The organism is Sphingomonas sp. LY29, from assembly GCF_035593985.1.
Classification (GTDB): Bacteria; Pseudomonadota; Alphaproteobacteria; order Sphingomonadales; family Sphingomonadaceae; genus Sphingomicrobium.
The window spans coordinates 742,346-754,450 of record NZ_CP141587.1 but is presented as its reverse complement, the minus strand read 5'-3'; the positions used below and the strand labels follow the sequence as shown (position 1 = coordinate 754,450).

The window sequence follows — 12,105 nt, the reverse complement described above, 5'->3', positions numbered from 1 at the left end:
GGGGGGCTGAGGGAATGATTTACTCGGCGGCGATCGCGGTCGGCTCGGCGTCGGGATCCTCGATCGTGTCGAGTTCGACGTTGAGGCCCAGGCTGCGCATTTCCTTGACGAGCACGTTGAAGCTCTCGGGAATGCCGGCCTCGAACGTGTCGTCACCCTTGACGATCGCCTCGTAGACCTTGGTGCGGCCGATGACGTCATCCGACTTCACGGTCAGCATTTCCTGCAGCGTGTAGGCGGCGCCGTACGCCTGGAGCGCCCACACCTCCATCTCACCGAAGCGCTGGCCACCGAACTGTGCCTTACCGCCCAGCGGCTGCTGGGTGACGAGGCTGTACGGCCCGATCGAACGCGCGTGGATCTTGTCGTCGACCAAGTGGTGCAGCTTCAGCATGTAGATGTAGCCCACGGTGACCTTGCGGTCGAAGGCATCGCCGGTGCGGCCGTCGAACAGCGTGACCTGACCCGAGGTGTCGAGCCCGGCCATCGCCAGCATGTCGGACACATCGCTTTCGCGCGCACCGTCGAACACCGGAGTGCCCATCGGAACGCCGCCAACGAGGTTCTGCGCGAGGTCGAGGACCTCCGAAGGACCGCGGGCGTCGATGTCCGCATGATATTGCTCGCCGTAGATGCCCTTCAGACGATCGATAACCGCCTGCGGAGCGATCCCCTTGGCCTTTTCGGCATCCGGGTTTGCCTGGCGCCAGTTCTCCAGTTCCTCCTGGATCTGCTTGCCAAGACCGCGCGCGGCCCAGCCCAGGTGGGTTTCGAAGATCTGACCGACGTTCATGCGGCTCGGCACGCCCAGCGGGTTGAGCACGATGTCGACCGGAGTCCCGTCTTCAAGGAACGGCATGTCCTCGTTCGGCAGGATGCGGCTGATGACGCCCTTGTTGCCGTGACGGCCGGCCATCTTGTCGCCCGGCTGCAGCTTGCGCTTCACCGCGACGAAGACCTTGACCATCTTCAGCACGCCCGGGGCCAGTTCGTCACCGGCCTCGACCTTCTGGACGCGATCCTCGAACTTGCGGTTGATGACCGCGGCAGCCTCGTCATACTGCGCCTTCAGCGCTTCGAGGTCGGCCTGAGCGGCATCGTCCTTGACCGCGATCTTCCACCAGTCATGCTTCGGCGTTTCTTCCAGCATGGCTGCGTCGATCGTCGCACCCTTCTTGATCGTCTTCGGGGCAGCGGTGGCCACCTGGCCGACCAGCATGCCCTGCAGACGCGAGAAGGTCGCACGGTTCAGAATGCCGCGTTCGTCGTCGCTGTCCTTCTTGAGGCGATCCTTTTCCTCGGTCTGGATGGCGCGCGTACGATCGTCGATGTCGATGCCGTGACGGTTGAAGACGCGGACTTCGACGACGGTCCCGGCCACGCCCGGCGGAAGCCGAAGCGAGGTATCGCGAACGTCCGAAGCCTTTTCACCGAAGATGGCGCGGAGGAGCTTCTCTTCCGGCGTCATCGGGCTTTCGCCCTTCGGCGTGATCTTGCCGCACAGGATGTCGCCCGGCTCGACCTCGGCGCCGATGTAGACGATGCCTGCCTCGTCGAGGTTGCGGAGCGCTTCCTCGCCGACGTTCGGGATGTCGCGGGTGATGTCTTCCGGCCCAAGCTTGGTGTCGCGGGCCATGACCTCGAATTCCTCGATGTGGATCGAGGTGAAGACGTCGTCTTTCACGATGCGTTCGCTGATGAGGATCGAATCCTCATAGTTGTAGCCATTCCACGGCATGAACGCGACGAGCACGTTCCGGCCGAGCGCAAGCTCACCGAACTGGGTCGAGGGGCCGTCGGCGATGATTTCACCGGCGTCGACCTTGTCACCCACCTTCACCAGCGGGCGCTGGTTGATGCAGGTGTTCTGGTTCGAGCGCTGGAACTTCATCAGCGTGTAGATGTCGACGCCGCTTTCGCCCGCCGTCAGATCGCTGGTGACGCGAACCACGATACGGGTCGCGTCGACCTGGTCGACGATGCCGGTCCGGCGAGCGGCGATGGCCGCACCCGAATCGCGAGCGACGGTTTCTTCCATCCCGGTGCCGACCAGCGGTGCGTCGGCCTGCAGCAGCGGCACGGCCTGGCGTTGCATGTTGGAGCCCATGAGCGCGCGGTTGGCGTCATCGTTTTCCAGAAACGGGATCAGCGAGGCAGCGACCGAAACCAGCTGCTTCGGCGACACGTCCATCAACGTGATCGTGTCCTTCGGCGCCATCAGGAAGTCGCCCGAGCGACGGCTCGAGACGATGTCCTCGACGAAGTGGCCCTGCTCGTCGAGCTCGGCATTTGCCTGCGCGATCGTGTGCTTGGCCTCTTCCATCGCCGACAGGTATACGACCTCGTCGGTGACCTTGTGGTCGATGACCTTGCGGTACGGCGTTTCGATGAAGCCGTACTTGTTGACGCGGCTGAACGACGCGAGGCTGTTGATCAGGCCGATGTTCGGGCCTTCCGGCGTTTCGATCGGGCAGATGCGGCCGTAGTGCGTCGGGTGAACGTCGCGGACTTCGAAGCCTGCGCGCTCACGCGTCAGACCGCCCGGCCCGAGCGCCGACACGCGGCGCTTGTGGGTCACTTCGGACAGCGGGTTGGTCTGATCCATGAATTGCGACAGCTGCGACGAGCCGAAGAATTCGCGGACCGCGGCAACCGCCGGCTTGGCGTTGATCAGGTCGTTCGGCATGACCGTCGACACGTCGACCGAGCTCATGCGCTCCTTGACCGCACGCTCCATGCGCAGCAGCCCGACGCGATACTGGTTTTCCAGCAGCTCGCCGACCGAGCGAACGCGGCGGTTGGCAAGATTGTCGATGTCGTCGATCTCGCCCTTGCCGTCCTTCAGGTTCACCAGCTCCTGGATCACCGCGATGATGTCTTCGCGGCGAAGGGTGGTGACCGTGTCCTCGGCGTCGAGGCCAAGGCGCATGTTCAGCTTGACGCGGCCGACGGCCGAAAGGTCGTAGCGCTCGCTGTCGAAGAACAGGCCATAGAACAGCGCGTCCGCGGTCTCGCGCGTCGGCGGCTCGCCGGGGCGCATGACGCGGTAGATGTCGGCGAGCGCGTTGTCGCCGTCTTCCGACTTGTCTGCCTTCAGCGTGTTGCGAATCCACGGACCGGTATTGATGTAGTCGATGTCGAGGAGCTCGAGGCGGTCGGTGCCGGCCTTGTCGAGCATCTCGAGATTCTCGGCCGAGATTTCGTCACCGGCCTCGACGTAGATTTCGCCGGTCTTCTCGTTGATGAGATCGTAGGCCGAGAAGCGGCCGTAGATTTCCTCGGTCGGGATGATGACGTTGTTGACGTCCTTCGCGGCCGCATTTGCCTTGCGCGGAGTGATCTTCTCGTGCGCCTTGAAGATGACCTCGCCGCTGTCGGCGTCGACCACGTCATGGGTCGGCTTCTGCCCGCGCCAGCCTTCGGCGGCGTAAGGGATCTGCCAGCCATTCGGGCCGCGCACGTAGCTCAGCTTGTTGTAGAAGGTGTTGAGGATTTCCTCGCTCGTCAGGCCCAGCGCGTGCAGCAGCGCGGTGACCGGCAGCTTGCGCTTGCGGTCAATCCGGACGTTGACGATGTCCTTGGCGTCGAATTCGAAGTCGAGCCACGAGCCGCGATACGGAATGACGCGCGCCGCGAACAGGAACTTGCCCGACGCGTGGGTCTTGCCGCGGTCGTGGTCGAACAGGACGCCCGGCGAACGGTGCATCTGGCTGACGATCACGCGCTCGGTGCCGTTGACGATGAAGGTGCCGTTGCCCGTCATCAGGGGCATGTCGCCCATGTAGACGTCCTGCTCCTTGATATCGATCACCGACTTGGCCTCAGTGTCGGGATCGATTTCGAAGCTGGTCAGGCGGAGTGTGACGCGCATCGGCGCGGCGTAGGTCAGCCCGCGCTGGCGGCACTCGTCCGTGTCGAACTTCGGGTTCTCAAGCTCGTAGCGATCGAAGTCGAGATGCGCGGTGCCCGCGAAGTCCTGGATCGGGAAGACCGAACGAAGGGTCTTTTCCAGCCCGGAAACATAGCCGGTGGCAGGGTCGGAGCGAAGGAACTGCTCGTAGCTTTCGCGCTGAACCTCGATCAGGTTCGGCATGTCCGAGATTTCGTGGATGTTCCCGAAGATCTTGCGGATGCGACGCGATTTGGTGGTGCGAGCCATGGTCGGCACGTCTTTTTGCTTGGTGGCCATTCTATTCCCTGCGCTCCGGGCGCGCGACGATGCACGCGGCCCACGTAAGAGGTTCGGCGCGGCTCCCGTTATCTCCTCACCATTTGTTCGAACCGCTGCGCGTTGTCGGCCCGTGTCCCGGTGAGGACAGGAAAGGCCCCGGGCGCACGACAAGGGTGCGGCGGAGCCGTTATGTATTGGATGAAGTTGGATATAGCGCGAATCCAACAGCGCGCAAGAGGGAAGGGCAGGACACATCGCTGTGCCTGCTTGATTGGCGCGGTGAGGCCGCCATCTCGAGATGAAAGCACGGAGGCCCGAAATGATCCACGATTTCCACGTTCATCTCTATTACGATCCGTCGCAGGTCGACGAGGCCAAGGCGCTGGCCGCCGAGATAGCGAAGCGCTTCGAACTTCCGGTTGGGCACTTCCACCTTCGCCCAGTCGGCCCGCACCCGCGCGGGAGCGTGCAATTGACCGTGCCGACCGATCGCTTTGGCGAGGTTGCGACCTGGCTGTCGGTCAATCGGTCTGGCCTCACGATATTCGCGCACGCGTCGACGGGCGACGATCGGACCGATCACAGCCGCAACGTCATCTGGTTCGGGCCGAGCGAGCCACTCGACTTGTCGATCTTTGGCTGACCCTTCTAGCGATCTCGCGCGCCAGCGTTCTCCGGGTTCTGGCCAAAGCCTAGATTTGCCGGAGTTTCGCCCCGCCCCAGAGGTGATCGGCGAACCAGCCACAGACGATATCGGGCCGTTGATAGCGCAAGGCGTCAAATGCGGGCTTTTTGGCTACGCGCGCGATGCTGACCAGCCTTAGCCGTGGGCAGGTGGCGAGGGGAGTCAGATCCTGATCGAGAAGGCGAAGCGAGGTGCCGAGAAAGGCCTCGAGCCCTTGGAGACCGGATAGCGGCATAAGGGAATCGATCGTCTGCTTCGTGTCCATCGCTCCTTCCAGACCGATCACCTGGAGGTGATGCGCACTGCGTAGCCATTCGACATCGGACAGATGCTTGGCATTGGCAATGATCAGCGTCGTCAAACGCGGCAGACGAGCCAGCGGCGCGAAGTCCGTCACCTTGCGCGGGCTGTCGATGCTCAGGAACTTCAGGTGCGACAGGTTCGACAAAGGCGAAAGGTCACTGGCGAGGGTCGGCCATTCCAGCTCCAGCCGTTCCAGCCTCTTGAGTTCGCCAATGGCGGCCAGCGTCGCTTGAGTACAATTCGACACGATGAGGTGGCGGAGCGCCTGCTTCGTGGCCAGAGCAGCCGGATCGGCGATCCGTGCAATCTGGGCTTTGGTGGCCTGGGCCGGGATGGCGTCGGCGCTGTCGTAGAAATGGTGCGCCCGCCACTCGTCCCAGTCGCGAATATCGTGGCCCCGATACTTGTGGACCAACGCCGCTTCGAGCGTGGGGTGGGCAAGGAATTCGTGGGTCATTCCGACATTCTAGGAATGTGGCCGTTAACGAAAAGGGCGACCCCTTGCGGAGCCGCCCTTCCCAATCACAGGCGCTTCAAGACACCTGCGAAACTGTATGAAGCTTACTTAAGCTCGACGGTGCCGCCGGCTTCTTCGATCTGCTTCTTGATCTTCTCGGCTTCGTCCTTGTTGACGCCTTCCTTGACGGCCTTCGGCGCGCCTTCGACGAGCGCCTTGGCTTCGCCCAGGCCGAGACCGGTGATCGCGCGGACTTCCTTGATGACGTTGATCTTCTTGCCACCGTCGCCGGTGAGGATCACGTCGAATTCGCTCTGCTCTTCAGCAGCGGGGCCAGCGGCAGCGGCCGGACCGGCGACTGCAACGGCGGCCGAGGCCGAAACGCCCCACTTCTCTTCGAGCGCCTTGGCGAGTTCTGCCGCTTCGAGAACGGTCAGGGTCGAAAGGTCGTCAACCAGCTTCTGAATGTCAGCCATTGTATATCTCCTTGGTGGGGCATTCGCCCCGGATTGTCGTGTCGTTGAAAGTTAAGCGGCCTTGGCGGCGTATGCGCCGGTCACGCGAGCGATCATCGCCCCCGGTTCCGAAACCACGCGCGCAATCTTCGTGGCAGGCGCCTGAATGAGGCCCACCAGAGTACCGCGAAGCTGATCGAGCGACGGAAGCTCGGCCAGCGCCTTGATGCCGTTCACGTCGAGCAGCGTGTCGCCCATCGCCCCGCCAACGATCTCGAGGCGATCGTTGGTCTTGGCGAACTCCACCGCGACCTTGGCGGCCGCGACGGGATCGATCGAGGTGGCCAAAGCGGTCGGGCCGGTCAGCATGTCGCCGATTGGTCCGTACTTCGTGCCCTCGAGCGCGATCAGGGCAAGGCGGTTCTTCGCGACCTTGAACTGGGCTCCGGCGTCGCGCATCTTCAGGCGCAGGTCGGTCGATTGCGCGACCGACAGGCCGAGATTGCGGGTGATCACCACCACGCTGGTCTCGGTGAAGACATTCTTCAGCTCGGCTACCAGATCGGCTTTTTGGCTACGATCCATGCCATTCTCCTGTTCGGCCAAGGCGTGAGCCCGGGCCGAGGTTCAAACGACCCCGGCGCGACATGCGTCGGGGCAAGCTGTCCGGGGGAATGGGTTCATGGGCGCCGGTATTCCGGCACACGACACGGGCGCCGTAGCGCAATCCGTGATGAATTCCTGTCCCCGTCTAGGCCGCAGATTAAGCTTCCGGTTGGAAGCAGCGACTGTCTCGGACGGTTGCCTTCTCATCGAGAAGACGAGCGGGCCTATAGCGGATTAGAGCGAACGATCAACCCTCTCGCGCGGCTTCGTCGAGGATCGCCCAGATCGAGGAAACCACCACCGACCCTTCGCCGACGGCCGAGGCGACACGCTTGACCGATCCCGCCCGAACGTCGCCGACCGCGAAGATCCGCGGGTGCGACGTCGCATATGGCGCAGCAGCGCCCGCTTCCTCGCCAGTCTTGACGAACCCGCGATGGTCGAGATCGACAAGCCCCGATAGCCAGGCCGTGTTGGGCGCCGCGCCCGCCATGATGAACAGCGCACGCGTATCGATTTTTCGATCACCGTCGGGCGTTCGGATCGAAACAGCTTCGAGATGGTCCTCGCCCGAAAGCTCGGTGACTTCGCTGCGATAGTGGATCGTGATGCGTCGGTCGGCATCAAGCCGGGTGCGCAGATAGGACGACATCGATTCCGCAAGTGACGGCCCCCGTACGACGAGGTGGACGTGCGCCGCGTGTCGCGACAGGTACATCGCGGCCTGGCCGGCCGAATTGCCTCCCCCGACGATGACCGCATCGCTGCCGCTGCAGAAGCGAGCCTCCATTTCGGTCGCGGCGTAGTAAATGCCTCGGCCTTCGAGCGCTTCGAGGCCGTCGATCGGTAGTCGGCGATACTGCACGCCGGTCGCCACCAACACCGCGGACGCCGCGATGCCGACCCCGTCATCGATCATCGCCAGAACGCGGCCGTCGCGCTCTCGAAGGCTGGTCACGCGGCGTGGCATGGCGAAGCGCGTCCCGAACTTCATCGCCTGAATCTGTCCGCGTAACGTCAGGTCGGCACCGGAGATACCAGTCGGGAAGCCCATGTAATTTTCGATCCGGCTCGACGTCCCCGCCTGTCCGCCGATCGCAAGGTCTTCAACCACCAGCGCGTCGATTCCCTCCGCGCCGGCATAGACCGCCGCCGCAACGCCCGCCGGACCACCGCCGACGATCAGGAGGTCGACCGCATGGCATTCGCGCACGTCAAGATCGAGGCCGAGGAGCCGGGCGAGGGCGCGGGGGCTGGGGTCTTCCAGCCGCTCACCCTTGCCGAACACGACCGCCGGTTCGTCGGGCGCGATCGAGCATTCCTCGGCCGCGGCACGCGCGTCGTCCTTGCCCAGTTCATAGGACTGGAAGGGAATTCGGTTCCGGGCGGCGAAGCTCGCCACTTCCTGAATGCGAGGGTCGCGCTCGGCGCCGAACAGCATCAGCGAGGTGTCGCCGCTTTCATATTGCCGCCGTCTGCGTGCCGCGAAGACGGTCAGGATGATGTCCGACATCTCGGGAATGTCCAACATTAGCCGCATCATCTCTTCGCGCGGCACTTCGATGACGTCCGTGTCCACGGCGGCTCGGAAGGGAAGGGTGAACGCCCCGCCGGACAGGAAGGCGAGTTCGCCGGCAAATTGCGTGGGGCCAAGCGACGACGGGGCGTAGCGCTCACGCGTGATCGGATCGACCAATTCGATCTCGCCCTGCTCGACGTAGATGAAGCGGTCCATTGGATCGCCCGCCTCGGCGATCGTATCGCCCTTGGCGTACCGGACCTTGATGCCGACGCGCCGCAGCGCCTCGACGTGATCATCCTGCAACGGCGTTCGCTGCATGATCGTCAGGTCGTCGGCGAATGTTTCCATGGTTCGGCCTCCCGCGCCGTGGCGGTCAACATGGTGCAGCGATTGACCCGACGGAAGGGGTCAGCCGAGGAAGAAGTCGTAGAGCAATTTCAGGTTGAGCGAGATGATGATCGCCGAAATGGTCCACGCCACCAGCTTTAGCCAGACAGGATTGACGAACTTGCCCATCTTGGTGCGGTCGCTGGTGAACTGGACCAGCGGGACCACCGCGAACGGGAGCTGGAGGCTCAGAATGACCTGGCTCAGAACCAGCAGGCTGGCAGTACCGCTCGAGCCGTAGAGGGCTGCCACTGTGACGGCGGGTACGATCGCGAGCAGCCGGGTCACCATCCGCCGAAGCCATGGCGGCAAGCGAATGTTGAGGAAGCCTTCCATCACGATCTGGCCCGCAAGCGTCGCAGTGATCGTCGAATTCTGGCCCGACGCCAGCAGTGCCACCGCGAACAGGGTGCTGGCAAAACCGACGCCGAGCATCGGCGTCAGCAACTCGTAGGCGTCCTGAATCTCGGCGACGTCGGTGCGGCCGGCGGCGTGGAAGGTTGCGGCGGCAAGGATCAGGATCGACGCGTTGATAAACAATGCGAAACTGAGCGCGACGCTGCTGTCGATCGTTGCGAACTTGATCGCCTGGCGCTTGCCCTTCTCGTCGCGGTCGAACTGACGGGTCTGCACGATCGAGGAATGAAGGTAGAGGTTGTGCGGCATCACGGTGGCGCCGATGATCCCGATCGCGATGTAGAGCATCGCCGGATTGGTCACGACCTCAACTCGCGGGATCAGCCCATCGGCGATCGCCGCGATGCTCGGCTGCGCCAACGCAAGCTCGACCGCAAAGCATCCGGCAATGATGAGCAGCAGAGCAATGATGAACGCCTCGAGCTTTCGGAAGCCATATTGCTGAAGCGCGAGGATCAGCAGGACGTCGAGCGCGGTCAGCACCACGCCCCAGACGAGCGGAATCCCGAACAGCAACTGCAGCGCGATCGCGGTCCCGATCACCTCCGCCAAGTCGCAAGCGACGATCGCCAGTTCGCACATCACCCACAGGAACCAGCGGACCGGCGGGCTGTAGTGGGCTCGGCACGCCTGAGCGAGGTCGAGGCCGGAGACGATGCCAAGCTTCGCGCTGAGCGACTGCAGGATCATCGCGAAGATGTTCGACAGCAGGATGACCGACAGCAGGGTGTAGCCGAACTGCGATCCACCGGCGAGATCGGTCGCCCAATTGCCCGGGTCCATATAGCCGACGGCGACCAGATATCCCGGGCCCATGAAGGCGCCGAAGCGCCGCCATGCACTTCCCGTTACGGGAATCGAGCGGAAGGATTCGGGCAGGCTTGGAGAACTGACGGGCGTGCGCATGCCGACGTTCGCTTCATCGATCGGGGTCGAGAGGGACGGCGGCGGTGTCATGCCATCCTCCTGCGCAAACGGGCGGCGACGCGCAAGGGACAGAAACGAACCGGCCGGTCCGCAGGGGCATTGCGAACCGGCCGGACCATTAATCGAAGCGGCGTAGAGGCTATTCCGCGCTGCTCAATCGGATGTTGCCGTTGACGCCGGCAGGGAAGAACCCGCCTTGCGATGCCGCGGCGTTCGTCAGGTACACGATGTTCAACACGTCGCCCGGTGTCCTGCTGTAGGCTAGGCCGTTGGCGTCGGTCGGGACGATATTCGACATGTTGCCCATCTGCTGGACGCCCTGATCGACGTCGGTCGTGCTGTCGAGCGAGTCGCGTGCATTCGAGATGGATTCGGTCGACGAGCGAAGTGCCGGCATCTGCACGCCCTTCGCGTAAAGCACCGTTCGAACCAGACCCGCATGATAGGCCTCGGCCGCCAGAATGCCTGCGGCCGCTTCGAGGAACGTCTTGTTTGTGATGAGCGGCGACGCGCCCTTGTAAGCGGTCACCCCGACGTCCTCGAAGATGAACGCGCCGAGCAGGAAATTCTCGTCCGTCGCGTAGGGATCGAACGCCTGGCCCGGCCCGATCAGACCCGCCGCCCGAGCCGCGGCCGAGAAGCTGCTGTTGGCATCCGACGCGATGTTGATTGCCGGCTGTGCGACGGCCGACGCCCCGAGCGCTGCGCGCAGGAAAGCCACGTGCTGCCGCTCGTCGGTTGCGATCTCGCGGGCATATTGCTCGACCACGGGATCGGTAAAGTTGACCTTGCGACCGCCTGTCACCGCGCCCTGCGTGCCGGTGCCCGTCAGCAAATTGGCGGGAAGGCCGGTGCCGAAGGCGGCGTAGGCGTAGAACTGCGCCTCGAGATATTCGAGATTCAGCGCAAAGTTCAGGATGTCGCCGTCGGTCAGTGTAGTCGGGGTAGGCGTTGGCGTCGGTGTCGGGGTCGGCGGCACCACAACCGTGTCGTCATCGTCGCGGCCACCACCACCGCCACAGGCACTGAGCAGGGTCGCGCCGGCAAGCACCGCCGCAGTCGATGAGCTTCGAAGGAAAGCGCGGCGCGCATCGCGTCGCTGTTCGCAGGCATCGAGAATTTCGAGAACTTTTTCGTCGTTCGTCATGACAAATCTCCGGGATCTAGGGATCGGCAAGCGGCTCAGTTGGCCTGGCTTGTCCGAATGGGTCCGTTGACCCCGTTGGGGAAGAAACCGCCCTGCGTGCGGGCCATGCCCGTCAGATAGACGATGTTGAGAACCTGGCCTGCGTTGCGGCTGTAGGCGAGGCCGTTGGCATCGAGCGGCGCGATGTTGGACTCGTTGTTACCGCGGCTACGAATGCCCTGGTCGAGGTCGGTTGCGCCATCGAGGCTGTCGCGCGCATCCGAAATTCGCTCGGCAGCGTCGAGCAATGCGGGGACCTGAATTCCCTTGCGATAGAGCGTCGTGCGGACCAGCGCCGCATGATACGCCTCCACCGCCAATAGGCCGGCCGCAGCCTCCAGGAAGGTCTTGTTAGTGATCAGCGGCGAGGCGCCCTTGTAGGCAGTGACACCGACATCCTCGAAAATGTAGGCGCCGAGCAGGAAATTCTCGTCGCTTGCATATGGATCGAAGGACTCGCCCGGTCCGATCAGGCCGGCGGCGCGCGCCGCGGTCGAGAAGGCACCGGTCGGCGAAGTGCCGATGTCGATCGTCGGCTGGGCAACGGCGGTCGCGCCAAGTGCTGTCCGCAGAAACACGACATGGGCCTGCTCGTCGGCGGCAATCTCACGCGCATATTGCTCGACCACCGGATCGGTGAAGTTGACGCGGCGACCGCCGGTCGCCTCACCCCGAGTGCCCGTACCCGTCGTCAGGTTGGTAGGAAGGCCGACACCGTTGACGGCCTGCAGGTAGAATTGCGCCTCGAGATATTCGAGGTTCAGCGCGAAGTTCAGAATGTCGCCATCGGATGGGGCGGTCTGGGCATTCAGCCGCTTTCCACCGACGGTCAGAACGAGCGGCGCGGAAACGGCGGCTACGGCAGCCATTCGGAAGAATTCTCGTCGGTCGTCGCGAAGGGCTTTACGCTCCTCCAGCGCCTCGAGGATTGATGCGGACTGAACCATGTAGCGACTCCCTGAAAACTGCCCTCAAGGAGGAGCTAACAG

General features: G+C 63.5%; 9 protein-coding genes. 1 reads left to right on the top strand and 8 read right to left on the bottom strand.

Annotated features, from left to right (window positions below; translation table 11 throughout):
* Positions 1-19: 19 nt before the first annotated feature.
* Complete coding sequence (gene rpoB, locus SH584_RS03785) at positions 20-4,189, bottom strand: DNA-directed RNA polymerase subunit beta (protein ID WP_322842529.1); 4,170 nt, start codon at positions 4,187-4,189, stop codon at positions 20-22.
* 301 nt (positions 4,190-4,490) lie between these two features.
* Between rpoB and SH584_RS03780 the strand changes: the two genes are divergently transcribed.
* The gene (locus tag SH584_RS03780) at positions 4,491-4,814 is read left to right on the top strand and encodes a DOPA 4,5-dioxygenase family protein (protein WP_324808664.1); all 324 of its coding nucleotides are present in this window, start codon (positions 4,491-4,493) and stop codon (positions 4,812-4,814) included.
* 49 nt (positions 4,815-4,863) lie between these two features.
* On the opposite strand, the gene SH584_RS03775 is transcribed toward SH584_RS03780, so the two are convergent.
* The 7 genes from SH584_RS03775 to SH584_RS03745 form a co-directional block, all read right to left on the bottom strand.
* Positions 4,864-5,616, bottom strand: coding sequence for a leucine-rich repeat domain-containing protein (locus tag SH584_RS03775; protein WP_324808662.1), 753 nt, complete (start codon positions 5,614-5,616; stop codon positions 4,864-4,866).
* Positions 5,617-5,720: 104 nt separating this feature from the next.
* Positions 5,721-6,092, bottom strand: coding sequence for a 50S ribosomal protein L7/L12 (gene rplL / locus SH584_RS03770; protein WP_322842526.1), 372 nt, complete (start codon positions 6,090-6,092; stop codon positions 5,721-5,723).
* A gap of 51 nt (positions 6,093-6,143) precedes the next feature.
* Positions 6,144-6,656 (bottom strand): 50S ribosomal protein L10, encoded by a 513-nt coding sequence (gene rplJ / locus SH584_RS03765; RefSeq protein WP_322842525.1) that lies wholly within the window; start codon positions 6,654-6,656, stop codon positions 6,144-6,146.
* Positions 6,657-6,924: 268 nt separating this feature from the next.
* Complete coding sequence (locus tag SH584_RS03760) at positions 6,925-8,547, bottom strand: FAD-dependent oxidoreductase (RefSeq protein ID WP_324808659.1); 1,623 nt, start codon at positions 8,545-8,547, stop codon at positions 6,925-6,927.
* Positions 8,548-8,607: 60 nt separating this feature from the next.
* On the bottom strand, positions 8,608-9,960 hold the full coding sequence (locus tag SH584_RS03755; protein WP_416385147.1) for an Nramp family divalent metal transporter: 1,353 nt from the start codon (positions 9,958-9,960) through the stop codon (positions 8,608-8,610).
* Positions 9,961-10,069: 109 nt separating this feature from the next.
* Positions 10,070-11,077 (bottom strand): ferritin-like domain-containing protein, encoded by a 1,008-nt coding sequence (locus SH584_RS03750; protein WP_322842522.1) that lies wholly within the window; start codon positions 11,075-11,077, stop codon positions 10,070-10,072.
* Between the two features lie 35 nt (positions 11,078-11,112).
* On the bottom strand, positions 11,113-12,063 hold the full coding sequence (locus SH584_RS03745) for a ferritin-like domain-containing protein (RefSeq protein ID WP_324808657.1): 951 nt from the start codon (positions 12,061-12,063) through the stop codon (positions 11,113-11,115).
* Between the last annotated feature and the right edge of the window lie 42 nt (positions 12,064-12,105).